Below are 25824 nucleotides of genomic sequence, written 5' to 3'. Positions count from 1 at the left end.
CTGGCAAACACGCCGTGACTATCGGTTTCCGGACAATGACCCTGTGTTCTGAAACGATGCTGCGTGATGGGACTACGTACCGGGTGGACCAAGGCGCAGCACCGCCAGCAGCATGGCCGGGAGGCTGGGGGACGGAACGGGCCGTCGACGGCCACCGTGGCGATCCACGCCCGCGTTCGGCTGCACCACGCGACGGAAGCCCTCACAGGTCGACTGCGTCCCGGTGATATCGCGGTTATCGACCGGGTCGACCTCGACCGGGACACCGCCCAGTACCTGGTGGACCACTCGGTTGCCGCGGTGCTCAACGTCGCCAGCAGTATGACCGGCCGTTATCCTAATCTCGGGCCGCAGGTGGTCATGGATGCGGGGATTCCGCTCGTCGACGAGGTCGATCCGTCCGTCTTCGGCCGGGTGGTGGACGGGGAGCGGCTGCGTCTGGAAGAGGGGACCCTCTACCGAGGATCCGTGCCACTCGCGGGCGGCACCCCGCGGGACGCGGCCTGGCTCGCCGCGGCCACCAGTGAAGCCCGCGCCGGAATGTGCGTGCAACTGGAGGCCCTGGCAGCCGGCGCCCGGGAGTGCCTGCGGCACGACAGCGCCCTGTATCTCGATGGTGTCGGAATCCCCGAGCTCACAACCCCACTCTCGGGTCGCCACGTGGTGGTCGCGGTTCGGGGACGACACCTTCGTCACGACCTGGACCTCCTGCGTGCCTACCGCCGGGAGTACCGGCCCCTACTGCTGGCTGTCGACGACGCGGCGGAGTCACTGCTGGAGCTCGGATACCGCCCGGACCTGGTCCTCGCCGATCTGACCACTCTCTCCGAGAGGGTGGTGGACTGCGGGGCGGAGATCGTGGCCCACGCGGCCGCGGACGGGCCGGTCCCCGGACGGGAGCGCCTCGCGCGGCCGGAGCGTGATGTTCCGGTGCTCCATTCGGCCAGCAGTAGCGTTGCCGCTGCCCTGTTGCTGGCGGACGGGTCCGGCGCACCGGTGATCGTGACCGCGGGGATGCACCGCTCGCTTCCGGAGCTGCTCGACGGGGGAAGATCGCTCGTGGCTGGAACGTTTCTCGCGCAGCTGCGCGTGGGCGGCACACTGGTCGACGCGCGGGCGGCCAGCAGGCTGCACCGCAGCCGGGTGTCCGTCTCCGCACTCCTGACCCTGGTGGTGGCCGCGCTGCTGGTGGTCCTCGTCGCCGGCTACAGCACTCCCGTCGGACAGGTGTACCTCGAGGCCCAGGACGCCTCCTGGGAGACGTTTCGTACCTGGCTGGGTGAGGTGATCCCGTGATCGGTTTCCGATATCACGTGGTGTCGATCGTTGCCGTGCTGCTCGCGCTGACGGTGGGTCTGGTCCTGGGAACAACCGTGTTGCAGGACCCGGTGATGCAGCGACTTTCCAGTGACGCCAACGAGACGCGGGAACAGCTTGCGGAGATGCAGGAGCACCGGGATCTGGCCCAGAGCCGTGTCGCCGGGGCTGACGAGCTCCTCGACGCCTACGCCGGAGAAATCCTCGGCGGGCGCCTGGACGGGGTCCGTGTGGTCCTTGTCGAGGCGCCGGGAGCCGAGGACGGGGTGAGTAGCGAGCTCATCGACCGCTTCGATCAGGCGGGGGCCACCGTGACGGGTCAGCTTCGCCTGACGGAGACCTATGTGGACCCTGAGGAACGTGTGTTTCTGGACGAGCTGACCACCCAGCTGGCGTCTGGTGTGGACCTGCCCGATGGCGATGCACACCGCAGGGCCGGAACCCAGCTGGCGCACGCCCTCCTCGATCCGGCCGGTGCCGAGGCGGAGCCCGGTCAGGGGGACACCGATGCCGCTGTCGAAGAGAGCAGCGCCCAGCTGGACGCTGGCACCGTCGTGGAGGGATTCGACCAGGCCGGACTGGTCACCACGGTTGGGGACCCGCAAGCCGGTGCGGACATCGCGGTGCTCGTAGCCTCCGGAGCGTCGGCGCCCACAACAGACGACTCCGGTGCCGTTGACACCTCTACGGATACGGACACGGCGATGCTCGCCCTGGGGGAGGCCCTTGCCACGGTCGGTGCCAGCGGTGCCGTGGTCGCGGGGCCACCGACCACCGCCGACCGGGGGTTGATCGAACGCGTCTACCAGGCCCAGACACGGATCACGACCGTGGACTCCGCGGACACCAGTGCGGGTGCCGTCGCCACAGCTCTGGCGGTGGCCAGCACGGTAGACGGGCGCCTTGGGCGCTACGGGGTGGGACCCTACACCGAGTCCTTCCTCCCCGCGGAGGTTCCGGAACGGGAGCCCCTGGCGCACGACGGTGCGGATGATTCCGACGAGGTGGAGGATACCTAGGCCGGTTCTTCGGCTGGTGCTGGCGGGGCTGGGGTGCCCGCCCGACGTGTCGCCCCGGTGCTGAGCCCCGCACGTGCCGGTACTGGTCCGGAGTTCGGACGCCAGGCTTCCTCGAGCGAGCCCGCCCTTGGCTCCAATTCACCAGGGGACAGGACAACCCCCCGGGCCTCCCACCACGTTGGCCGTGGTGTGGAGAGGTGGAGAGGCGGAGAGGCGGAGAGGTGGAGAGGTACCGCCACGGCGGGAGGCCTGTGGTTGACGTTGGGACGAGTCTGCCGTGGCTGAACGTCCGCCAGCCGGCAGGAAAGACACTCGGGCCCGACCGCCCCTGGGAAGGACTCTGGTGGCGGCTACTCGCGATCGAGATCCGCTGGGGAGGTAGGAGGGCCACCGGGGCTGGGTCCGTTGGGAGCTGTGGTGTCGGTGGCCGGGCACCCGTACCCGCCGTCGTGACCCTGGTGTGTGGGGAGCGCCGCTGGCTCCGGGGTAGTGGTTGCGGATCGCGGGGGACATGGCATCCTGGGAGCAGTGGAGTCGGGTGGGTTTCTGCCGATGCGGCCCGGCGCCACACCTGTGAGGGGAGTATCCCGATAGCGGCGGCCTCGTCATCACGGAGTGCACAGAAGCCTCCCGGTGTCGCCGGCTTCGGCGTTCAGGTCGGAGCGGGAGAGACCTCCGGTCAGTTGCGTATGCCCGGGTACCGAGGTACGTGGGTCTGAGCTGCCGGAGGCCTGATGGATGTCCCCCTGTGGGTGTGGTTGGCAACGATCGGCGGAATCATTGGGATTCTCGCCGCGGATCTTGCGATCGTTGACCATCCGTGGAGCAAGACGCGCGGTCCACGTGAGTTCGGGATTCGACAAGCCGCCTGGTGGGCAACGTTCTACGTGGCATTGGCCCTGGTCTTCGGCGGTTGCGTCTGGATGTTCGGTGGTGCAACCGCCGCCGGGGAATACTACGCGGGTTTTCTCACCGAGAAGAGCCTCAGTGTCGACAATCTCTTCATTTTCTATCTGATCATCAGTGGCTTCGCCGTTCCGCGCAGGTACCAGCACGAAGTTCTGCTGGTCGGTATCGTTGTGGCTCTGGTTATGCGCGGTTTCTTCATCGCTGTGGGAGCGCAGGCCGTCAACGCCTTCAGCGAGGTGTTCTACCTGTTCGCCGCCCTACTGCTGTACACGGCCTGGAAGATTCTGCGAGAACAGCTCTCGAACGGACACGGCACGGATGACTACACCAACGGTGCGGTCGTGCGTGCGGTCAAGCGAGTGATGCCGGTTACCGACACCTACCACGGGGCGCGGCTGACCGTACGCTTGGGCGACCGCCGGTTCGCCACCCCCATGCTGCTGGTCATCGTCGCGATCGGAGTGACGGATCTCGTCTTCGCGCTGGACTCGATCCCGGCAATCTTCGGTCTCACCCAGGATGCCTACATCGTGTTCACGGCCAACGCCTTCGCGTTGATGGGGCTGCGCCAGCTGTACTTTCTGCTCGCCGGACTCATGGACCGGCTCGCCTATATCGGCTGGGGGTTGGCTGCCCTCATGGTGTTCATCAGTGTGAAGATGCTGCTGCACGCTCTGCACGAGAACGGCGTCGCGGTCCCCGAAGTCGGTATTCCCGTGTCTCTCTCGGTGATCGTGAGCGTCATGGCCGTCACCGTGGTGGCCAGCCTGTGGCGATCCGCGCGGGACTCACGCCAGGACCTTGCCCCGGCGTCGAGCTCCGAGTCCGAGTATTCTGGCTGGCCCTGCTCAACCGCTGATTCGCGGGACTAACCAGCCACAAACTCCGCTACTCGGCCCACCGCAGGGTGGTGGAATGCGAACGCGACACCCACCGGTAGATCCCTGAGCGGACCACTGCTGGCGGGAGACGCTCTCAAGGGAACGCGACCCGTTCGCGACTCCGCAGGGCTGCACACCGAGTTTCCGCAACGGCGCGCGCATCGAACAGAAGTTCGGATAGAGTGGCTCCGCGCCTGCCGCGACGGTGACCAACGTGCCCGTCGGGCGGAGGCGCTGAGCGGTAACGTTGCCGGTGTGTCCGGTCGCACCGTCCGAGGGCGGAATGCGTTGCTGCTGGTCATAGTTAGGGATGTAGCGCCTGGCGGCACGCCGGCCCCGTTGGGGGGCGGTGTGGGCCGACGATGGTTGGTGCACGATCGCTTGTGAAGGGGGTAGCGGAGGTCGGCCTCCGCGCGACTCGATGGCGGAACAGCTGGTGGTGCGTGGCGCCCGAGAGCACAATCTCAAGGACGTCTCGGTGGACCTTCCCCGGAACTCGATGATCGTCTTTACCGGACTGTCCGGGTCGGGCAAGTCCTCGCTGGCCTTTGACACGATCTTCGCCGAGGGGCAGCGGCGCTATGTCGAGTCCTTGTCCGCCTACGCCCGGCAGTTCCTCGGCCAGATGGATAAGCCCGACGTGGACTTCATCGAGGGGCTGAGCCCCGCGGTGTCGATCGACCAGAAGTCCACCAGCCGCAATCCACGATCCACCGTGGGGACGATCACCGAGATCCACGACTACCTGCGGCTCCTCTTCGCCAGGATCGGGAAACCACACTGTCCCGAGTGTCACCGGCCGATCGCACGACAGACCCCGCAGGCGATCGTGGACCGGGTGCTGGAGTTGCCGGCCGGAACCCGGTTTCAGGTCCTCGCGCCGGTGGTGCGGGGACGAAAGGGCGAGTACGTCGAACTGTTTCGGGACCTTCAGTCCAAGGGGTTCACCCGGGCCAGGGTCGACGGAGCCCTCGTTCGCCTGGACGAAGCCCCCACCCTCAAGCGGTACGAGAAACACGACATCGCGGTGGTGGTGGACCGGCTCGTCGTCAAGGGCAGCGACGGAGACAGCGACGACACCAGTTCGGTCCAGAAGCGGCTCACCGACTCTGTCGAGACGGCGCTGGGGCTCGCCGGGGGCACCATCATTCTGGACTTCGTCGATAGCCCACCGGACAGTCCGGAGCGCGAGCGTGTGTTCTCCGAACACCTCTACTGCCCCTACGACGACCTGTCGTTCGAAGAGCTGGAACCCCGCTCATTTTCCTTCAACTCTCCCTACGGGGCCTGTCCGGAATGCGCCGGTATCGGCAGCCGGATGGAGGTCGATCCCGAACTCGTGGTCCCGGATCCGGAACGGACCCTCAATGAGGGAGCGTTGAGCCCGTGGTCGAGCAAGCACGCCCAGGAGCACTTCGGTCGGTTGATCCAGGCGGTGGCCGACGCGATCGGATTCGACCTCGACACCCCGTGGTATCGCCTGCCGAAAAAGGCGCAAAAGGCCCTGCTTGAGGGGCACGACACCGAGGTCCACGTCCAGTACCGCAATCGGTACGGTCGCACCCGCTCGTACTACACCTCGTTTGAAGGGGTGCTGCCGTGGGTGCGACGTCGCCACTCCGAAAGCGAGACCGATTCCGGTCGGGAACGACTGGAAGGCTACATGCGGGTGGTTCCGTGTGCGGCGTGTCACGGTCGTCGGCTCAAGCCGGTGATCCTCGCGGTCACGGTCGGGGGAAAGTCCATCGCCGAGGTGAGCGAACTACCGCTGGCTGACTGCGCTGAGTTCCTCCGGAACCTGGAGCTCAGCGAGCGGGAGCAGGTTATCGCCGCCCAAGTCCTCAAGGAGATCAGCGCCCGGCTCGGATTCCTCCTGGACGTGGGCTTGGACTACCTCAATCTGGAGCGGTCAGCGGGCTCCCTGTCCGGAGGCGAGGCCCAGCGCATCCGCCTGGCGACCCAGATCGGTTCCGGGCTGGTGGGCGTGCTCTACGTCCTGGACGAGCCCTCGATCGGGCTGCACCAACGGGACAACGCCCGGTTGCTGGATACGCTGCGGCGACTTCGAGACATCGGAAACACCCTGATCGTGGTCGAACACGACGAGGACACCATCCGGTCCAGTGACTGGGTTGTCGACATCGGCCCCGGAGCCGGAGAGCACGGTGGTGACGTGGTGGTCTCCGGTCCGGTGGCCGAGCTCGTATCCAACGAGAACTCGGTGACCGGAGACTATCTGGCCCGGCGACGGCACATCCCGGTGCCACCGACCCGCCGGCCACGCACGAAGGGCCGCGAGATCGTCGTGAAGGGTGCCCGCGAGCACAACCTCGCGGACATCGACGTGCCGTTCCCGCTCGGGGTGTTCACCACCATCACCGGAGTCTCGGGATCCGGAAAGTCCACGCTTGTCAACGAGATCCTGTATCGGGCGCTGGCGCGGGAGCTGAACGGGGCGCGCATCGTCCCGGGCCGGCACACCCGGGTCAACGGGGTCAAGCAGCTGGACAAGATCGTGCACGTGGACCAGAGCCCGATCGGGCGTACCCCGCGCTCGAACCCGGCGACCTACACCGGGGTGTTCGACCACATCCGTAAGCTGTTCGCGCAGACCACCGAGGCGAAGGTGCGCGGATACCAACCCGGCCGGTTCTCCTTCAATATCAAGGGGGGGCGGTGCGAGGCGTGTGCGGGTGACGGAACGCTGCGCATCGAGATGCAGTTCCTTCCGGACGTGTACGTCCCCTGTGAGGTGTGTCACGGGGCGCGCTACAACCGGGAGACCCTCGACGTGCACTACCGGGGCAAGAGCATCGCCGACGTGTTGGATATGCCGGTAGAGGAGGCCCTGGAGTTCTTCGAGCCGATCTCCGCGATCCGGCGGCATCTCCAGACACTCAACGATGTTGGCCTGGGCTATGTACGCCTCGGACAGGCGGCAACCACTCTGTCCGGGGGGGAGGCACAGCGAGTCAAGCTCGCCGCGGAGCTACAGCGGCGCTCCACCGGACGCACGATCTACGTCCTGGACGAGCCCACCACCGGACTGCACTTCGCCGATATCCAGCGGCTGTTGGGCGTGCTGAACCGTCTGGTGGACAACGGAAACACGGTCCTGGTCATCGAACACAACCTGGACGTGATCAAAACTGCCGACCATGTCATCGACATGGGGCCCGAAGGGGGAGCGCGTGGCGGAACCGTGGTGGCCACGGGCACACCGGAGGAGGTCGCGGCGGTTCCGGAGAGTTACACGGGGCAGTTCCTGCGGTCAGTGCTGGACGGATAGCATAAGCCTCGTCCCCAACCTGAGGCGGTGTTCCGGTGCGCGAAAGCCAAGGCCCGTTCGATCCCCGATTCCGGCAGTGGGCGGCGGGGCGGAGCGCCACCTCCGCGCCGGCGGGCTGGTTTCGCCGGGTTGGTGCTCGCCTGGTGGACACGCTCATCATGACGACGGTGCTGAGCCTGGTGGTCGAACGGCTGGTCCGGGACGTGATGAATCTGCCCGTCTCCCAGCCCGAACCCGTCGACCCGGAGGCCCTGAACCAGGGGGAGGTTGATCCGTTCGACGCGGTTGGTGCCGGGGCGAACGAGCTGCTGATTGGCGACGTGGTCCTGGCGTTGATGGTTTTTGGAGCCTGGGTCGCCTACGAGACATTCTTCGTGGTCCGTAGCGGTCAGACTCCGGGCAAGATGCTGATGCGCGTCCGGGTGCGGCCCGTGCACGAGGACACCGTGCCGATGGGGGTCGATCCCGCCACCGCCGCATCGCGAGCCGTTCTACTCAACCTCGTCGCCGCCCTTGCCTGGGCCCCGTTCAGTATCGTGGTGGTGCTGACCCTGCTGACCCTGCTGGCGATGCTGTGGCCATTGTGGGACTATCCGGCTCGACAGGGGCTGCACGACAAGATCGTGCATACCGTCGTCGTACGCTCCGATCCCCCGGACGGTGCGGAGTTCCCGTCCCGATCTGCCAACGATCCGAGTAGCTGACCCACTGCACCGGTAGCTGGCTCAGTCCTCCACGTCGGTTCCGCCGATGATGGACTGCCTCCGGGCCCGTTCGTCGACCAGGCTCGCGGACGGGGACGTGTCCTCGCCCTCGAGCTCGGCGCGACGCCGGGGCAGGGCTTCGGGATGGTGTTCCCCGATGTAGGCCAACATGTGTTCGCGGATGTCGCAACACAGGTCCCACTGGGCGTCGGAGTCGGCGGCTGTGACGACGACCCGCAGCTCGACCACGCCGCTCTCGAGGACGTCGATCGCTTGTAGAGACCAGCGTCGACCGTCCCACAGCGGATGTTTTGCGATGTAGCCGCCCACGTGCTCGCGCAGTTCGTTCACGGGCGTACGCCAGTCGACCCGGAGGACAACCTTCCCGGTGACGGTGGCGCCGTGTTTGGTCCAGTTTTCGAACGCGCTGGTGGTGAAGTGGGATACCGGTAGCACCAGCCGTCGCTCGTCCCAGATCCGCACGACGACGTGGGTCAGGCTGAGCTCCTCAACTCGGCCCCATTCGCCCTCGACAACGACCACGTCGTCGATCCGGAGGGCGTCGCTGAAGGCCAGTTGCAGGCCGGCGAAGACGTTGCCCAGGGTGGCCTGGGCGGCGACACCGGCGATGATGCCCAACAGACCAGCGGTACCGAGCAGCCCGGCGCCCAGCGCCCGGATCTCGTCGAAGGTGAACAGAATCGCCGCCGTGGCCAGCACGATGATCGTCGAGGAGATCACCCGGCGCAGAACGCGGACCTGGGTCCGCACCCGCCGGGCTGCCCGATCGGTGTCGTCGTCGTGCACGCGCAGACGTTCCAGGACGCCATCGGTGAGGGCGTAGGCCACGGACAGCGCCAACCAGGTTAGGGAGGCGATCATCGCGATCGTCATACCGTGGTCGAAGTTGCGGTACCAGACCCAGCTGTCGAATTCACCCGGAGCCGGCAGTGCGAAGTTGACTCCGATGACCACAGCCGCCGCGTAGGCGGAGTAGCGGCATCGGCGCACCAGTGGCTCGGCAAGGCGCCATACCTTGGCCAGCTGGTGCGTCAACAGCCAATGCAGAACTGTGACCAGCAGGACCGATATGGCCACGGAGACGCCCAGCATGATCCAGGACACCAATGGCACGGAGGTCGACCCCCTCTGAGATGGAATCGTGACTGTGTACAAACCTAGGGGACTCAGCGTTGCTGTCAGGCCGCTTCGTGGGTGCGGGTCGTCACGGTCGGACGCCAGAATGGGGGTATGGCGACGAACTTCCGTCCGGAGCCCGCCTCGATCCCGGACTCTCCTGGCGTGTATCGGTTCCGGGACGACACCGGCCGCGTGATCTACGTTGGTAAGGCGAAAAGTCTGCGGTCGCGGCTTTCCTCCTACTTCCAGGATTTTGCTGCACTACATCCCCGCACCCAGACGATGGTCCAAACCGCCGCCGACGTGGACTGGACCGTCGTGACTACCGAGGTCGAGGCCTTGCAGCTGGAGTACTCCTGGATCAAGGAGTACAACCCTCGATTCAACATTCGCTATCGCGACGACAAGAGCTACCCCTATCTCGCGGTGAGCCTGAACGAGGAGTTTCCCCGGATCCAGGTGATGCGCGGCAGCCGCAAGAGCGGCGTTCGCTACTTCGGTCCGTACTCGCACGCATGGGCCATCCGGGAGACCGTGGACCTGGTGCTGCGGGTATTTCCGGTCCGGACCTGCTCGGCGGGGGTGTTCCGGCGGGCACGCGCCACGGGACGTCCCTGCCTGCTCGGCTACATCGAGAAGTGTTCCGCACCGTGCGTGGGCAGGGTCGACGCCCAGGAGCACCGCCGTCTTGCCGAGGACTTTTGCGCCTTCATGGCCGGGGACACCAGCCGGTTCCTACGTCAGTTGGAGTCGCAGATGCGTGCCGCGGCACAGGAGCAGGACTACGAGCGGGCGGCCCGGCTCCGTGACGACGCCCAGGCGTTGCGCACCGTCATGGAGAAGCAGTCCGTGGTGCTCGGTGGGAACGTCGACTGCGACATCGTCGCGTTGGCCGAGGAGCCCCTGGAAGCCGCAGCCCACGTGTTCTACGTACGTGGGGGGCGAATCCGCGGGCAACGCGGCTGGGTGGTGGACCGGGTGGACGACACCGACACCGCGGGGCTGGTCGAGCAGTTTCTCACCCAGCTCTACGGCGGCGTACCGGGGACGGCATCGACCGGGTCCGGGGACACCACCGCGGACGAGGGCCCGGCGGTCCCGCGGGAGGTCCTGGTATCCGCGCTGCCCGCGGATGCCGAGGCCGTTGCCGCCTGGCTCGGCGAGCTTCGTGGGTCCCGAGTGGAGCTCCGGGTGCCCCGCAGGGGCGATAAGCGGTCCCTCCTCGATACGGTGCGTAGCAATGCCGAGCAGACCCTGGCCCGGCACAAGTCGCGGCGCGCGAGTGACCTGACTACACGCAGCACCGCCCTCGCCGAGATCGCCGACGCTCTGGGGCTCGACCAAGCCCCGCTGCGCATCGAGTGTTTCGACGTGTCCAATCTGCAACAGGACGCCACCGTGGCCTCCATGGTCGTGTTCGAGGACGGGCTGGCCCGCAAGTCCGAGTACCGAAGGTTCCGGATCCGGGGAACGAACCACGATGCCTCCGGTCCCAATGACGTGGCAGCCATCCACGAGGTGGTCCACCGCCGGTTCGCGCGTTATCTGGACGAGAGCCAGCGCAGCGGAGCGCTGGCCGGGATGACCGAGGCAGCGGAGGCGGCTGGTATCGCCGACACATCGAAACCGACATCGGACACGCCGGGCGACACCGAGGGTGGAGCGGGGACCGCTGGATCCGAAACCGACGCGGGTGCCCCGACGTCCACAGCGCGGTCGGCGCCGCAGCCGCAGCGTTTCGCCTATCCACCTAACCTGGTAGTTGTGGACGGAGGACGGCCGCAGGTCCAGGCCGCACATCGAGCTCTCGTTGAGCTGGGGATCGATGATGTGGCCGTGTGTGGCCTGGCGAAGCGCTTGGAAGAGGTGTGGCTGCCCGACGACCCAGACCCGGTGATCCTTCCCCGATCCAGTGAGGGGCTGTACCTACTACAGCGCGTTCGGGATGAGGCGCACCGTTTCGCGATCGCCTACCACCGGCGCGCGCGGTCCGCGACCGTGACGACCAGCGCCCTGGACCAGGTTCCGGGAGTCGGACCGGGGCGGCGCAAGGCCCTGCTCCGGAGGTTCGGTTCGTTGCGGCGACTGCGTGAGGCGACCGTCGCCGAGATCAGTGAGGTGTCCGGGATCGGCCCCGCAACCGCGCAGGCGGTGCACGAGGCCCTTACCGAGTCCGGTGGCTCGGATGACCAGACGCGGACACGCCGAACGCGAGCAGACAACGAAAGTAGGGATGATGGGGGATAGTCCCGTTTCTGGTGGCCTGCCCGGGACGTTACCGACCGAGATCGTGATCGTCACCGGAATGTCGGGCGCTGGACGCAGTACAGCGGCACGGGCCCTGGAAGACCTCGACTGGTTTGTCGTGGACAACCTTCCGCCCGGGCTCCTACCCACGATGATTGACCTCGCCGGGCGCACCCACGGTGCCGTGCCGAGAGTCGCGGCTGTGGTGGATGTCCGCAGCATGGCCTTCACCCAGGATCTGTTGACCATGTTGGAGGAGCTGCGCCACCGAGGGATCGCCGCCCGGGTGATGTTCCTGGAAGCCGATGACGATGCCCTGGTCCGTCGCTTTGAAGCGGTGCGGCGCAGGCACCCGTTGCAGGGGGAGGGGCGCATCACCGACGGCATCAATGAGGAGCGGGAGGTCCTCCGTACTATCCGCGGGGACGCGGACTTGGTGGTCGACACCTCTGACCTGAACGTGCACCAGCTCAAAGCCAAGGTCATTTCGCACTTCCAGGGTGACAGTGAGGAACAGCTGCGCGGCAACGTCGTCTCGTTCGGCTACAAGTACGGACTTCCGGTGGACGCGGATCTCGTGATCGACTGTCGGTTCCTGCCCAACCCCCATTGGATCCCCGACCTGAGGCCACTCACGGGGCAGGACGCCGCGGTCCGGGAGTATGTTCTGGCGCAGCGGGGCGCGAAGGAACTGCTGGACGCCTACACTGAAGTGCTTCGTCTGCTCGTGCCCGGATACCTACGCGAGGGCAAGCACTACCTCACCCTGGCGGTGGGGTGTACCGGCGGGAAGCATCGCAGTGTCGCCCTCGCCGAACAGCTGGGCTCCCGCTTGGCGGATGAGGGGGTTGAGGTCCAGGTTGACCATCGGGACCTTGGCCGAGAATGACCGAGCCGCACCGGACGGGGGTGCCCACACGGAATGCCACGCGATGACCCCTGGGAGCAGGACTCCCTGTCCTTCACGGCGGATTCAGGCGCCGGACCGTGCCCACCCCGCGTGGTGGCCCTGGGCGGCGGACACGGCCTGTTCGCATCACTGTCCGCGCTACGCCGCGTGACCACTGACGTGACGGGCGTCGTCACGGTCGCTGACGACGGGGGGTCCAGCGGTCGACTGCGGCGCGAGCTTGGTGTGCTGCCGCCGGGGGACCTGCGGATGGCTCTGGCCGCACTGTGTGGTGACGACGAGTGGGGACACACCTGGAGTGAGGTCGTCCAGCATCGGTTCCGCTCCGAGGGGGAGCTCCACGGGCACGCGGTGGGGAATCTACTCATCGTTGCGCTGTGGGAGCTGCTGGGGGATGCGGTCGCGGGCCTGGACTGGGTGGGCCAGTTGTTGGGCGCACACGGGCGCGTATTGCCCATGTCCGCGATTCCCCTGGATATCGAGGCTGAGGTAGCCGGTGTGGATCCGGATGTCCCGGATGAGGTGAGCACACTACGCGGGCAGGTGGCCTGTGCCAGTACCCGCGGCCGGGTTCGGTCGATCTCCCTGGTGCCGCCCGCACCGCCGGCCTGTCCGCAGGCGGTCAAGGCAGTGCGAGAAGCGGACTGGGTCGTCCTGGGTCCCGGGTCCTGGTTCACCAGTGTTCTGCCGCATCTACAGGTCCCGGAACTCGCCGACGCCATCCTGGGTACCCGGGCTCGGCGGCTGGTTGCGCTCAACCTCTCACCCCAGTCGGGGGAGACCGACGGCTTCGCCGCACACACCTACCTCGATGTGCTCGCGGCCCACGCTCCCGATCTGCGTGTCGATTCCGTCCTGGCTGATCCGATGATCCTGGAGGGAGAACGGGAACGGCACCAGCTGGAGCGGGCCGCTCGCCAGATGGGGGGGCGACTCGAACTCGCCGAGCTGGCAGCCGAGTCCGCGAGCCCCGTCCACGATCACGACCGCTTTGCCCAAGCGTTCGAGCACATCTTCCGAGCCCACTGACCCGGCGTGCCCGAACGAGTCGGACGCATCTGCACAACGGTTGACCACGCCCCACGGGGCGGTGCGGGAAACGGCCTCTCAGCGATGGATGTCGGCGAGTGCGCTGGGGTGACGGCGCATGAAGCCTTCGATCGACTGTGCCGGATATCCGGTGAGATCCGGCACGGTTGTACTCACCGTGTCCAGCTCACCGGCCGCGATCGCGGCATAGGAGCTCGCCCAGCCCTCGGCCTGCCACTGTGGGACGCCCGAGGCCAGTCGCCAGCTCAGGGCTTCGCTCCAGGTCTCGGGAACATAGCTGACCACGCTCCCGGACAGCGAGGACAGCCGGGACACCGTCTCGGAGAGGGTGACCGCCTCGGGGCCCGTGATGGCGTAGCTACGTTCGTCGTGTTCGACGCCGCCGGTCAGGACCGCCACGGCCACGTTCGCGACGTCGTCCCGGGAAACCCAGGCAACGCGCCCCTGACCAGCCGGCCCTCGGATCACACCGTCACTGTCGGCGAAATGCGGCACCAGGTCGAGGTAGAGGCTGGGCCGAAGGAAGGTGTGCCGCACCCCGCTCGCCCGAATATGTGCCTCGGTGTAGAAGTGGTCCCGGGCAAAGGTAAAGGTGGCAGCGGGGCCGGCGTTGAGGAACGAGAGGTAGACGATCCGGTCCACACCGGCGGCCAGCGCCGCGTCGACGGCGCTCAGATGGTCCTCGACCCGGTGTTCGCTCTCGGTCGCCGAAACGAGAAACAGCGTGTCCACGCCACGGGCCGCGCGCTCGAACGCGGTGGTTTCGCCGTAGGTGGCCATGGCTGCCGTTGATCCCGGCAACTCCGGAGCGCGGTTCAGATCCCGGACGATCAGCCGTTGCCCGAACCCTGCGCGAGCCAGCTGGGCGGCCACACGTCCGCCAATGGCGCCAGTGGCGCCGGTCACCCCGATCGTGCGCGTCGTCTCGTCACCCATGTCTCCCTATCCTGCGCGACGCTGGCGCTGTTCGCATGCATGGCACGCGGACGGGGATGGAGGTGTGTTCCCATCCCCGCGGCTGCGCCGTTCCGGCCCGGAAATCGTCCGTTCGGCCATCGGTGGGATCAGCGGGAATCGGGTGCCGTGCGGTAGGTGAGCCGACGTAGCAGGACTTCGGCTGGCCCGCGTCGGCCTGCGCGCTCCAGCCCCCAGGCTGCGAGGAGTATCACCAGCCAGACGGCGACCGCGAACAGCGCCATACTGCTGCTGTGCAGGTGCGCCCCCAGACCCAGCCCCCAGGCGGCCAGGAGCGGTGCACACACCACCGACTGTGCGAGGTAGCACGACAGGGACCGTTTGCCCACAGCCGAGACCGCGGTTGTCACCGGGCCGGAGGGCCGGTTCCGTAGCCAGTAGCCGATCAGGCCAAACAGGGCCACGTAGCCGACGCCGCCAGCGAGTCCCGTGGGCAGCATGAGGGTGGAAAAGACGAACATGGCGTCCTCGGGGAACGGCACCAGGCCGGTGTGCGTCACTGCGTGTGGGGCTCCCCCGAGCCAGCCCACGGCAATGCCCACGAATGCGGTCCACCCCAACAGGCGCAGGTTCTGCTCCGGCTGTTCCAGGACCCGATGTCGGGCCGCCCAGAATCCGAGGAGGATGGCGATCGGAACCGCCAGCCCCAGCAATCCCTGCATGACGACGAGCAGTGGCCAGACGAGGAGGCGCTCCACGACCGAGTGGAGGTAGCTGTCCTCGGCCATGGTGGATTCCGCGAACTTGTAGGGGGTGAAGCCCTGCTCCACCGGCTCGCCCAGTACTGCGGCGGCGTAGGCGCCGAGAAGGCTGAACGCGAGGAACAGCAGCAGTACGATCCCCAGGACGGCGCTCCATACCAGGAGGGTGCGGTTACTGCGGCGGAGGAACAGTGCCGCCAGCACCAGTCCGGCCAGGCCATAGGCCCCGAGAATGTCTCCCATGAACAGCAGGGCCGCGTGGGCACACCCAAACACCAACAGCCAGAGGTTGCGCCGGCGCAGCAGGGCCAGCGCCGCCCGTTCCGGAACACCCGCGGCCTCCTGGCGCAGCAGCAGCTGCACCATCCCATAGCCGAAGAGGAAGGCGAACATCGGGTAGATACGCCCGTCCACCGCGGTGATGATCACGATCTGGGTGAGCTGGTCCCACCAGGCGCCGTCCGGGGGGTGGATCGACGACATCGTGTAGTCGCGGCCCCACAGGTACCACGGCGTGTTCGCCACGGCGATGAGTAGCAGCATGAAGCCACGGGCCAGGTCGGGGGCCAGGGCTCGCTCGGTGGCTGTGCTCGGGCCGCGAGGGGATTCCCTCGAGCGGTCCGGTGGTGGAACGGAGGGGTCGACGGAGGCCATGGAGGTCATCTTTCCGCAGTGTCCGGGCTTATGTCTCGGTCTCGGGGGCGACCCGCGCTCCACACTCGCTCGGAGATACAGCTGTGGCCCGTGGGTCAGGGACGTCAGGTGTCGCGGACGGTGGCGGCTGCCACCAGCTCCTCCAGGCCGCGGCGTGCCTCCTCGGGCATGCGGATACCGTCCAGGGCGGCCTGTGCCTCCGCGGCGTAGTTCGCGATGCGGTCTTCACAGGCCCGCAGGGCCCCGCTGGAGACGATCACATCCCGCAGCCAGGAGACCGTCTCCTCGGACAGGTCGGGATCCCCGAGGAGGTTGCGCAACTCTGTGCCCTGGTCGGGGTTGGCCAGGCGCAGTGTCTCGGCGACAAGGACGGTGCGCTTGCCCTCCCGGAAGTCGTCGCCCGCAGGCTTTCCGGTCTGCTCCGGGTTGCCGAAGGCCCCCAGAATGTCGTCGCGCAACTGGAAGGCCAGGCCCAGGGGGCGCCCGTAGGCCGTGTAGGCCGCGACCAGGTCATCGGAAGCTCCGGCCAGCTGCGCTCCCAGGTGCAGTGGACGCTCCACCGTGTACTTCGCCGCCTTGTAATGCATGACCCGCAGTGCGGCATCCACATGTTCGGTCTGGCGCGCCTGTTCGAGCATGTCCAGATACTGGCCCGCCATGACCTCGGCACGCATCGCGTCGAAGGCGGGACGCCCGGAAGCTATCGCATCCCGGCAGAGGCCACTGTTCGTGTACAGTTCGTCGCTCCACGCAAGGCACAGGTCTCCCAACAGGATCGCGGCGCCGTTACCGAACGCCGTTGCCGATCCACCCCACCCGGAGCTGTGGTGCAGGTCGGCCAACTGGCGATGTGTCGCGGGTAGTCCACGCCGGGTGTCGCTGTTGTCGATCACGTCGTCGTGGAGCAGGGCACAGGCCTGGAGTAGCTCCAGCGCCGCTGCGGCGGTGTGGATCTCTGGAACCTCCGGCCCTCCGGCGCCTCGCCATCCCCAGTAGCAGAACGCGGGACGGATCCGCTTGCCGCCACTGATCATGCGTTCCAGGGAGTCCAGCAGCGGTTCCAGCTCGGGGCCGATCTCGAGGAGGTGTGTACGACGCTGGTCCAGAAAGGTTTTGAGTTCGGCGTCGACGAACGGGCGGACCGCAGCGATGGAAGCAGGGTCAACAGAGGCCATGCTCGCAGCCTACTGTCCGTGGACACCAGCCAGGTGACCGGGGCGTTGCGCAGCGAGGGTATGGGGTGCTCGTGACCTCGAAAATGCGGTGACCTATGGTAGAGACCATGCTTGGGTCTCTCGAACGAACTGACCGCAACGACCAAAACGACATTTCCGGCACTGCCGACGGTGCGGCCGACAGTGCGGCCGACAGTGCGGCCGAGCCGCTCGAGCGGCCACGGGACATCCGTGAGTTGCTCAGCGCGGGAAAGCCCACCTTCTCCTTCGAGTTCTTCCCGCCGAAGACACCGGAGGGTGAGCGCAAGCTCTGGCAGGTCATTCGCGAGCTGGAGGCACTGCGGCCCTCGTTCGTGTCCGTCACCTACGGTGCCGGGGGCGGAACGCGGGACCGGACCGTGGGCATCACCGAGGGGATCGCCGCGGACACGACCCTGCTGCCGGTCGCGCATCTGACCGCGGTGAACCACTCGGTGGCCGAACTACGCCACCTCCTGGGCCGATTCGCCGCGGTGGGAGTGCGCAACATTCTGGCGCTTCGGGGGGATCCTCCGGGTGACCCGCTCGGGGAGTGGGTGAAGCACCCGGATGGCTTGGAGTACGCTGAGGACCTGGTGCGGCTGATCAAGAGCGTCAGCGACTTCAGCGTTGGCGTCGCCGCCTTCCCGTATAAGCATCCGCGTTCCCCCGACGTGGAGACCGACGTGCACTACCTCGTCCGGAAGCACGAGGCGGGCGCGGACTACGCAATCACGCAGATGTTCTTCGAAGCCGAACAGTATCTGCGTCTGCGGGACCGTGTGGCGGCAAAGGGCTGTGACATGCCGATCATTCCGGAGATTATGCCGGTGACGAAGTACTCCACGATCGAGATGTCCGAGAAACTCTCCGGCGCACCGTTCCCGCCGCACCTGGCCGAGGAGTTCGAGAAGGTCAAGGACGATCCCGAAGCTGTGCGCGCGCTGGGCCTGGATCACGCGACGCAGCTGTGCGAGCGGCTGCTGAGTGAGGGAGTGCCGGGGATCCACTTCATCACCTTCAACCAGTCAACCGCGACGCGGGAGGTGTACCAGCGTCTGGGTGCGGCTGGAGTTCCGGTAGGGGCAGCCAGGTAGTCATGATCGTGAACGGCTGGTCCGGGTTTCCTGGAAAGTAGAAGTCCGTCAGGATATCCGTGAATCCGTAGGCCCGATAGAGCTTTCGGGCACGTGAGTCCCCCGAGTGGGTGGACAGGACGGCGGTGCGCTCGGAGCGCACCGCCGTCAGGCGTTCCAGTAGCCGGCGTCCCACACCCTGGCCCTGCCAGTCGGGGTGGACATGGAATTCCGCGATCTCGAACGGTTCCCGCAGCGACGACCGTGCCGCTGCATCACGGTCTCGCAGTGCCGCCGTGACCGTGTCAAACCACCACTGTCCGGGACGTCCGGGAAAGCCGTAGGCAAAGCCAACGATCCTGGGCGCAGCGTCTGGGGAGGTGGGGCCGGCCGCAGCCACCGCATGGAATCCCGGGATGGTCGTGTGCCGTTCCATGATCTCGCGGCGCCCGATCAACTGGTAGTCCGGTGGCTGCATGGCACAGCGATAGATGTCCACCAGCGTGGGAATCATCGTCACGAACGAGGCCGCGCCCAGCTCGTGCAGGGGGATTGTGGCACCGGTGTGGTTCGACCGGTTCGTGTCACCTGTTCCGGGAGCTGTGGACATTGCTGTGTTCGCCCGCCTGCCTACCTGGTTGTCCGGTGCCCTGTCCACCAACCAGTATTCCCGGTCGGAGGCATCGGCTGGCTACCGATCACGGTGGTGTCCGGAGGTGGGGTTAGCTCAGTCCGTACCCACGTTGGCCGCCGTTCCCCCGGTGATCCGGATCAGTTCCGAGAACGTGGTGGGAAACACCGTGTGCGGGTGGCCGCCCGCGGCCCACACGGTTTCGTGGTCCGCTAGCCACGTGTCTACGACGGTGGGAAGAGCGCGCGGATGGCCAACCGGGGCGACACCGCCAATGGGCTGGCCAGTGTGGGTGCGGACGAACTCCGGCGTGGCTCTGCCCACGACCGGTTGGGCCGGGCCGGAGTCGGCCAACAGCTCGGCGAGGCGGCCAGTGTCCACACGGTGGGCTCCGCTGGTCAGTACCAGCACGGCCGTGGTCGCGCAGCCACCCCCCGTCTCGTTGCTACCTGCCGGATACTCGACCGCGAAAACCAGACTGTTGGCGATGGCTCCCACCGGGCAGCCCACCAGAGCGGCGGCAGCGGCCGCGGTGGGGGCCGGCTGCGCCAACGTCGTCACGTCCCCGGACACTCCCAGCTCCGAGAGGCGAGCGGCGACCTTCTGGGCGTTCGGATGCATGGGCGCGATTCTACGGGCGGTTGCCGCAAGCACGATCCACAGTCCAGTCGAACCGGTTGCGTGCAGGTCACAGCCGCTGTGAGCGTTGACGGGCGGTTGACAGGCCCCGTGCTCAGTACGATAATAGAACCTATTCGAACGAGAGTTCGAATCCCGTGGTTGGGCGGGGGGAGGGGAAGCCTCTCGCTCAACCACGCGCCCACCGATCGCGGGAGGACGAGCCATGTCCGAATCGGTGCCGTCGATACCCTCGTCCCAACACGACCCGGCTGTTGCGGGTACGAAAGCACGGAGATCCCTGCTGCCCGCCGCCCGATCCGCCCTCGACTCGGCTCGCTGGTATCTGCGTACAGCTCACCAGGCGCCAGATCCCAGCACGCGGTTTCTCCACGCGCATTTCGCCGCATTGCGCGCTGCGGCAGCGGTGGTTGCTCAGTGTGGCCACAGGACACGGCGCAAACGCCAGCGTCCCCGAAGCGTATGGGAGCTGCTCCCCGAAGCCGAGCCGAGTCTGGACGGCTGGGCGCTCCGGTTCAGTGCCAGTGCGGCCCAGCGGCCCGCCGTAGAGGCGGGACTGCCCAGTGCCCTCAATCCGGGGGCCGCAACAGAACTCATGAACGATGCCACCACCTTCCTGGCGGTGGTGGAGGACGTCCTACGGTCGTCGGTGTCCGTACCCGACGGTTCCGTGGAACACGGGGCGTAGCACAGTGGGCAGGGCGCTACGCCCAGGAGTGGTCTGGCAGGTGCCCACAGCGAGTCAGAAGGACTCCACGGCACGGCGTGCCTCGGGGTCGAGTACGCCCCAGTTGATGAGTTCCTCGGTGAGATCGGCGGGAGAGCGGTCGTAGATCACGGCCAGGGAACGGAGATCCTCCTGGCGGATGGACAGCACACGCCCGTTGTAGTCCCCGCGCTGACTCTGGATGGTGGCGATGTAGCGGGAGAGCGGGCCCGCCTTCTCCTGCGGGAGCTGCTGCATGCGCTCCAGGTCGATGACCAGCTTCGGGGTCGGTCCCAGGGGAGCAGGTGCGGCGCCTCCGGGAAGAAGCTCGGACATGGGGACCCCGTAGAAGTCCGCCAGTTCGGACAGCTTCTGTACGGTGACGGCCCGATCCCCGCGCTCGTAGGAGCCCACCACAACAGCCTTCCAGCGGCCGTGTGACTTCTCTTCCACCCCGTGCAGGGACAGGCCCTGCTGGGTCCGAATGGCGCGTAGGCGTGCACCCAGCGATTTCGCGTATTCCGATGGCATCTCTCGTCGCTCCCGACCGGATGTGTGGCCAGCAATGCCAGAACGTTCCTGGGTTGGTCGGAACTACGCCCGGGCAACCGTGGTTGCCTTACAGGATCGGTCCGTCTGGCTTCACTGAGTTTAGTTACAGACAGTGACGGTAGAGCGCTGGGCGCTCTGGGTCAAGCCGTTCGGGAAAAACGCGTCTCATTGGGTGACTGAAGGGACAGAAGTGAACGAAGTCGTTCTTCACCCGCAAAGGGGACGCAGTGGACCACGTGGATGAGTTGGATTCCCTGTGGTGTGGGCCTTCCGGTTCTGATTCCCATACTCAGCGGCTCTGGGGTCGGTCTGTCGCATCGGCCATACCCAACGCCAGTGGAAGTGACGAGGATCACACATCGTGTCGGTTCTGTCGGAATGTCGTCGCAGCGTCCTGGCTTCAGCCCTGGTATCCTGGCCCGCGGTCCCATCTGTGCCCGAGCATTGGACGCGCCGGAAGTCCCCGGAAACATCCGGAACCCCGGAACCCCGGAAACGCTGTGGCGAGGTGGGTTCTCATCGTCGACATCCTTTAACGATCCGTCCCGTGAGGCGGTCAAGGAGGTCCAATTCGTGTGTCCTGACACGCCCAGAAACGAGTCCGCCGAGGCGCGGTCACGATCGTCGAGCGGCCCGGGCGGCGACTCCACCGCAGTTCAGGCCCGTATGGTGCTGGACAGCTCGGAGATCAGCCGGATGCTGTCCCGAATCGCTCACGAGATTATCGAGCGCAACAAGGGGTCCGACAACGTCACGCTGCTCGGGATCCCCAGCCGCGGCGTTCCCCTCGCACACCGGCTGGCTCGCCGTGTCGAACGCGTGGACGCCGCTACCGCCGCCGCTGCGGACGCGCTCGACTCCGATGGGGGAGCCCATGCGGAGATCGCAGAGCACACCGTCCAGGTGGGATCGCTGGACATCACCCTCTACCGCGACGACCTGCGCCTGGCGCCGCCGCGTGCCCTCGGGCACACCGATATTCCCGGGGACGGAGTCGACGATCGCGTCGTGGTCCTCGTGGACGATGTCCTGTTCTCCGGACGGACGGTGCGGGCGGCCATGGACGCGCTCAGTGATATCGGACGGCCCCGTGCCGTCCAACTGGCGACCCTGGTGGACCGTGGCCATCGGCGTCTGCCGATCCGGGCGGACTATGTGGGAAAGAACCTGCCGACCTCCCTACAGGAGAGTGTCACCGTTCTGCTGGACGAGGTGGACGGTCAGGACGCGGTGCTGATTGGCCCCGCAGGGCATCGGCCGGATGGAGGGGAATAACATGCGGCACCTGCTCAGCGCCGCGGATCTCAGCTACGACGAGGCGACTCTGGTTCTGGACACTGCCACCGAGATGGCACAGCTGTCCGAGCGCTCCGTGAAGAAGCTTCCGACACTGCGTGGCCGGACTGTGGTGAACCTGTTCTACGAGGACTCCACACGGACCCGAACATCCTTCGAACTGGCCGCGAAACGGCTGTCCGCCGATGTCATCAACTTTTCGGCCAAGGGCTCCAGTGTGGCCAAGGGGGAGAGCCTCAAAGATACAGCCCTGACGCTCCAGGCGATGGGTGCGGACGGAGTCGTTGTCCGGCACGGAGCCTCCGGCGCACCGCATCGCCTCGCCACGTGGGTGGATGGAGCGGTACTCAACGCCGGGGACGGCACCCACGAGCATCCGACCCAGGCCCTGTTGGACGCCTACACCATTCGTCAACGGCTCGGCCGGATCGCGGGCCTTCGGGTGGCCCTGGTCGGCGACATCCGGCACAGCAGGGTTGCCCGTTCCAACGTGCTGCTGCTGCACACCCTGGGAGCCGAGGTCACCGTGGTGGCACCGCCCACCCTGCTGCCGTGGTCCGTGGACACCTGGCCGTGCACCGTCTCCTACGACCTGGACGATGTCGTTGCCAAAAGCGATGTCGTGATGATGCTGCGCGTTCAGGCCGAACGCATGGTCCATGCCTTCTTCCCGTCCACACGCGAATACAGCCGCCGCTATGGGCTCCAACCCGAACGCCTGGAGCGCCTGCGTTCCGACGCACTGATCATGCATCCCGGTCCGATGGTGCGCGGTATGGAGATCTGTGCTCAGGCGGCGGACTCGCCGCAGGCCACGGTCACCGAGCAGGTCAGTAACGGAGTGAGCGTACGCATGGCCGTGTTGTACTTGCTGCTGGGAGGCTCCGAATCTGGCATCGGTGCCGCAACGCTGGAGGAGAAGGGCGCGCAATGACGGCCACCGACATATTGGTGACGGGGGCTCGGATCCCCGGTTCCACGGCGACCGACATCCTGGTCCGGGATGGTCTCATCGCCGAGATTGGCTCCGGACTCACCGCGCCCGGGGCTGATTCGGTATCGGCGCAGGGCGCGGTGGTCCTGCCCGGCCTCGTGGACCTGCATACGCACCTACGCGAGCCCGGGCGGGAGGACGCCGAAACCGTGGCCAGCGGCAGTCGTGCCGCGGCGATGGGGGGGTTCACCGCGGTCCACGCCATGGCCAACACGGACCCGGTCGCCGACACTGCTGGCGTTGTGGAGCAGGTGTGGCGTCTGGGACGGGAGGCCGGGTACTGCGACGTGCGTCCGGTGGGGGCTGTGACCCATGGCCTGGGTGGACACCAGCTCGCCGAACTGGGGGCGATGGCGGACTCCGCCGCCCGAGTGCGGGTCTTCTCCGATGACGGTCTGTGCGTGTCGGACGCACTGCTGATGCGCCGGGCCTTGGAATATGTTCGTGCCTTCGACGGTGTGGTCGCCCAGCATGCCCAGGAGCCACGTCTGACCGAGGGGGCACAGCTCAACGAGGGCGTGGTGTCCGACCGGCTCGGCCTGCTGGGATGGCCCGCGGTCGCGGAGGAGGCGATCATCGCCCGGGACTGTCTGCTCGCCGAGCACGTCTCCTCGCGACTGCACGTGTGTCACGTGTCGACTCGCGGGTCGGTACAGATCCTGCGGGAGGCCAAGCGTCGGGGATGCCCGGTCACTGCCGAGGTGACTCCACACCACCTGCTACTGACCGATGACCTGGCCGAGAACTACGACCCCTGCTACAAGGTCAACCCGCCCCTGCGCACCGAAGCCGACGTGCAGGCTCTTCGTGAAGCCCTGGCCGATGGGACCATCGACTGCGTGGCCACCGATCATGCCCCGCATCCGGTCGAGGCCAAGGAAACCGAGTGGGAGGGCGCCGCGATGGGCATGCTCGGTCTGGAGACGGCGCTGCCGGTGGTCCAGCGCGCGATGGTCGACACCGGACTGCTGGGCTGGGCCGAGATCGCCGACCGCATGTCGCACACCCCGGCCCGGATCGGCCGGGTGGCTGACCATGGCCGGCCACTGGCCGTCGGGGAGCCCGCGAACCTGACCCTGTACGACCCCGCGGCATCGTGGGACGTCGACGAGACCGAGTTCGCGTCCAAGAGCCGCAACACGCCCTACCGCGGTTTCGAGCTGCCCGGGCGCGTTACCGCCACATTCCTGCGTGGCCGGCCCACACTTCTGGGCGGGAAACTGACATGAACGACGTCGTCTACTGGGCCGTCGTGGGCACGGTTGCCATGGTGGCCGTCGCATACGGGGTCTGGCGGACGTGGCGACACCCGGGAATACCGTCCCTGCCCGCACAGCAACGCGTCGCGGGCAGGGACCTGATACCCGCCCTGCCGGGCTGGTATCTCGGCACGAAGGCGATGGACCGCTGGGGCGAACTCAAACCCATCCTGGAGGTACTGCGTAGTCGACAGCGGACCATGTCACCGGCTGTTGTCCACGTCCGTGCCGAGGGAGTGGTCGTTGCCGCGGCAGCCGTGCGCGGTTTCCTCATCCCCATGGAGCGCATTGACACCGTGGTGGGCGGAACCAATGCGGATGGGGACCATCCGGCGCGAGTGCCACCGCAGCAACAGGACATCTACATCAACTGGCGACACGAGCAGCAGGAACTGCGGACCCACCTCTCCGCCCGTACGGAACAGGGAGCTCGGGAGTGGGTCACCGCGGTTCACGGCCTGCTGGCAGGGCGGCGGCCGTCGCCCAACGAGGGGGAATGACACGTGGCTGTTCGCACCGACGCGACAGCGGACCAGCCGGCGATCCTGGCTTTGGAGGACGGGCGTGTGTTCCACGGCCGTTCTTTCGGGGCCTCGGGGGAGACCTTCGGAGAGGCAGTGTTCAACACCGGAATGACCGGTTACCAGGAAACACTGACCGATCCCTCCTACCATCGCCAGATCGTGGTGATGACGGCACCACATATCGGCAACACGGGGGTCAACGACGACGACCCCGAATCGGGACGGATCTGGGTGGCCGGCTACGTGGTACGCGAGCCCGCGCGGATCCCCTCCAACTGGAGGGCGCAGCGCACGCTGGACGCGGAACTGCGTGCCCAGGGAGTCGTGGGGATCGCGATGCCCGCGACCCGGGCACTCACCCGACACCTGCGGGATCGCGGAGCGATGCGTGCGGCCATCAGCACCGTGGAAACGGACCCGAAGCGGCTGGTGGAGCGGGTACGTACGAGCCCCGAGATGTCCGGCGCGGATCTGGCGGGCGAGGTCAGCACCACCGAGCCGTACCAGGTCGACCCACCGGCCGGAGTGCCGAGCCGCTTCCGGGTGGCAGCCGTCGACCTCGGGATCAAGGCAATGACGCCGCAGCGGCTCGCGGAGCGTGGCTGTACGGTGACCGTGCTTCCGGCGGGAGCAACGGCAGACCAGATTCTCGGGCTGGAGCCGGACGGGGTGTTTTTCTCGAACGGTCCGGGTGACCCCTCCACCGCCGACAGCGCTGTTGCCGCTGTTCGGGGGGTCCTCCACGCACGTGTTCCGCTGTTCGGCATCTGCTTCGGTAACCAGATACTGGGGCGCGCCCTCGAACTGGGGACCTATAAGCTGCGCTTCGGGCATCGCGGCGTCAACCAGCCGGTGCAGGACGTGCACACCCGGCGGGTGCATATCACCAGCCATAACCACGGATTCGCTGTCGACGCTCCCACGGACGGTCCGTTTGACACGCCCTTCGGTCGTGCCGAGGTGAGCCATGTGGACCTTAACGACGGCGTTGTGGAAGGGCTGCGGCTGCTGGACCGTCCGGCGTTCAGTGTGCAGTACCATCCGGAGGCTGCCGCGGGGCCGCACGACGCAGCCGAACTGTTCGACACGTTCTGCGAACTGATGGCGCAGCGTGAAGCCGGGGCGGTGACACCGGGATGAGACCCGGTAACCGCACCC

Annotated in this window: 22 protein-coding genes; 15 read left to right on the top strand and 7 right to left on the bottom strand. The window is 66.9% G+C overall.

Annotated features, from left to right (window positions below; genetic code table 11):
• The first annotated feature begins 66 nt into the window (after positions 1–66).
• The 5 genes from steA (at position 67) to RIF23_RS04140 (ending at position 8119) form a co-directional block, all read left to right on the top strand.
• Positions 67–1296, top strand: coding sequence for a putative cytokinetic ring protein SteA (gene steA, locus RIF23_RS04160; protein ID WP_310910956.1), 1230 nt, complete (start codon positions 67–69; stop codon positions 1294–1296).
• Entirely contained in the window at positions 1293–2336 is a 1044-nt protein-coding gene (locus RIF23_RS04155; protein ID WP_310910955.1) for a copper transporter, read from the top strand. Before steA ends, RIF23_RS04155 begins: the two co-directional genes overlap by 4 nt.
• A gap of 734 nt (positions 2337–3070) precedes the next feature.
• The gene (locus tag RIF23_RS04150) at positions 3071–4117 is read left to right on the top strand and encodes a TerC family protein (RefSeq protein ID WP_310910954.1); all 1047 of its coding nucleotides are present in this window, start codon (positions 3071–3073) and stop codon (positions 4115–4117) included.
• A 430-nt stretch (positions 4118–4547) separates the two neighbouring features.
• The gene (gene uvrA, locus RIF23_RS04145; protein WP_310910953.1) at positions 4548–7415 is read left to right on the top strand and encodes an excinuclease ABC subunit UvrA; all 2868 of its coding nucleotides are present in this window, start codon (positions 4548–4550) and stop codon (positions 7413–7415) included.
• 35 nt (positions 7416–7450) lie between these two features.
• A complete protein-coding gene (locus tag RIF23_RS04140; RefSeq protein ID WP_310910952.1) occupies positions 7451–8119 on the top strand; it encodes an RDD family protein in 669 nt (222 codons plus the stop codon).
• 21 nt (positions 8120–8140) lie between these two features.
• On the opposite strand, the gene RIF23_RS04135 is transcribed toward RIF23_RS04140, so the two are convergent.
• Positions 8141–9253 carry a mechanosensitive ion channel family protein gene (locus RIF23_RS04135; protein WP_310910951.1) on the bottom strand — a complete coding sequence of 371 codons (1113 nt, stop codon included), beginning with the start codon at positions 9251–9253 and terminating at the stop codon, positions 8141–8143.
• Positions 9254–9370: 117 nt separating this feature from the next.
• Between RIF23_RS04135 and uvrC the strand changes: the two genes are divergently transcribed.
• Genes uvrC through RIF23_RS04120 form a run of 3 tightly spaced genes read left to right on the top strand, consistent with a single transcriptional unit; the run spans position 9371 to position 13445 of the window.
• Complete coding sequence (gene uvrC, locus RIF23_RS04130) at positions 9371–11506, top strand: excinuclease ABC subunit UvrC (protein ID WP_310910950.1); 2136 nt, start codon at positions 9371–9373, stop codon at positions 11504–11506.
• On the top strand, positions 11496–12395 hold the full coding sequence (gene rapZ / locus RIF23_RS04125; protein WP_310910949.1) for an RNase adapter RapZ: 900 nt from the start codon (positions 11496–11498) through the stop codon (positions 12393–12395). Before uvrC ends, rapZ begins: the two co-directional genes overlap by 11 nt.
• A gap of 33 nt (positions 12396–12428) precedes the next feature.
• Positions 12429–13445: a gluconeogenesis factor YvcK family protein gene (locus tag RIF23_RS04120; protein WP_407659375.1), complete on the top strand. Its 1017-nt coding sequence runs from the start codon at positions 12429–12431 to the stop codon at positions 13443–13445.
• A gap of 78 nt (positions 13446–13523) precedes the next feature.
• Here RIF23_RS04120 and RIF23_RS04115 read toward each other — a convergent pair whose 3' ends face one another.
• The 3 genes from RIF23_RS04115 to RIF23_RS04105 form a co-directional block, all read right to left on the bottom strand.
• A complete protein-coding gene (locus RIF23_RS04115; protein ID WP_310910948.1) occupies positions 13524–14402 on the bottom strand; it encodes an SDR family oxidoreductase in 879 nt (292 codons plus the stop codon).
• A gap of 128 nt (positions 14403–14530) precedes the next feature.
• A complete protein-coding gene (locus RIF23_RS04110; RefSeq protein WP_310910947.1) occupies positions 14531–15796 on the bottom strand; it encodes a DUF418 domain-containing protein in 1266 nt (421 codons plus the stop codon).
• A 104-nt stretch (positions 15797–15900) separates the two neighbouring features.
• On the bottom strand, positions 15901–16971 hold the full coding sequence (locus tag RIF23_RS04105) for a polyprenyl synthetase family protein (protein WP_310910946.1): 1071 nt from the start codon (positions 16969–16971) through the stop codon (positions 15901–15903).
• 107 nt (positions 16972–17078) lie between these two features.
• Here RIF23_RS04105 and metF point away from each other — a divergent pair, with 107 nt between their 5' ends.
• Positions 17079–18086, top strand: a complete 1008-nt coding sequence (gene metF / locus RIF23_RS04100; RefSeq protein WP_310910945.1) for a methylenetetrahydrofolate reductase [NAD(P)H] — start codon at positions 17079–17081, stop codon at positions 18084–18086.
• Here the strand turns inward: metF and RIF23_RS04095 are convergent.
• Together RIF23_RS04095 and RIF23_RS04090 are read right to left on the bottom strand one after the other, a co-directional pair.
• Positions 18010–18675, bottom strand: a complete 666-nt coding sequence (locus tag RIF23_RS04095; protein ID WP_310910944.1) for a GNAT family N-acetyltransferase — start codon at positions 18673–18675, stop codon at positions 18010–18012. The genes metF and RIF23_RS04095 overlap by 77 nt on opposite strands.
• 117 nt (positions 18676–18792) lie before the next feature.
• Positions 18793–19317, bottom strand: a complete 525-nt coding sequence (locus RIF23_RS04090; RefSeq protein WP_310910943.1) for a YbaK/EbsC family protein — start codon at positions 19315–19317, stop codon at positions 18793–18795.
• A gap of 223 nt (positions 19318–19540) precedes the next feature.
• Here RIF23_RS04090 and RIF23_RS04085 point away from each other — a divergent pair, with 223 nt between their 5' ends.
• On the top strand, positions 19541–20023 hold the full coding sequence (locus RIF23_RS04085) for an SAV_6107 family HEPN domain-containing protein (protein ID WP_310910942.1): 483 nt from the start codon (positions 19541–19543) through the stop codon (positions 20021–20023).
• Between the two features lie 54 nt (positions 20024–20077).
• Here the strand turns inward: RIF23_RS04085 and bldD are convergent, their stop codons facing one another.
• Positions 20078–20572, bottom strand: coding sequence for a transcriptional regulator BldD (gene bldD, locus RIF23_RS04080; RefSeq protein WP_310910941.1), 495 nt, complete (start codon positions 20570–20572; stop codon positions 20078–20080).
• A 687-nt stretch (positions 20573–21259) separates the two neighbouring features.
• Here bldD and pyrR point away from each other — a divergent pair.
• The 5 genes from pyrR to carA are packed head-to-tail and all read left to right on the top strand — an operon-like array spanning position 21260 to position 25806.
• Complete coding sequence (gene pyrR, locus RIF23_RS04075; RefSeq protein WP_310911257.1) at positions 21260–21868, top strand: bifunctional pyr operon transcriptional regulator/uracil phosphoribosyltransferase PyrR; 609 nt, start codon at positions 21260–21262, stop codon at positions 21866–21868.
• Position 21869: 1 nt separating this feature from the next.
• Positions 21870–22823, top strand: a complete 954-nt coding sequence (locus tag RIF23_RS04070; RefSeq protein ID WP_310910940.1) for an aspartate carbamoyltransferase catalytic subunit — start codon at positions 21870–21872, stop codon at positions 22821–22823.
• Positions 22820–24112: a dihydroorotase gene (locus tag RIF23_RS04065; RefSeq protein ID WP_310910939.1), complete on the top strand. Its 1293-nt coding sequence runs from the start codon at positions 22820–22822 to the stop codon at positions 24110–24112. Before RIF23_RS04070 ends, RIF23_RS04065 begins: the two co-directional genes overlap by 4 nt.
• Positions 24109–24642 (top strand): PH-like domain-containing protein, encoded by a 534-nt coding sequence (locus tag RIF23_RS04060; RefSeq protein ID WP_310910938.1) that lies wholly within the window; start codon positions 24109–24111, stop codon positions 24640–24642. Before RIF23_RS04065 ends, RIF23_RS04060 begins: the two co-directional genes overlap by 4 nt.
• Positions 24643–24645: 3 nt before the next feature.
• Positions 24646–25806: a glutamine-hydrolyzing carbamoyl-phosphate synthase small subunit gene (carA, locus tag RIF23_RS04055; RefSeq protein ID WP_310910937.1), complete on the top strand. Its 1161-nt coding sequence runs from the start codon at positions 24646–24648 to the stop codon at positions 25804–25806.
• Positions 25807–25824 lie beyond the last annotated feature (18 nt).

The sequence above is a fragment of the Lipingzhangella rawalii genome (genome assembly GCF_031628175.1).
Taxonomy (GTDB): domain Bacteria; phylum Actinomycetota; class Actinomycetes; order Streptosporangiales; family Streptosporangiaceae; genus Lipingzhangella_A; species Lipingzhangella_A rawalii.
The sequence above is the reverse complement of the archived record's forward strand: the minus strand, read 5'-3'. Positions and strand labels throughout refer to the sequence as shown.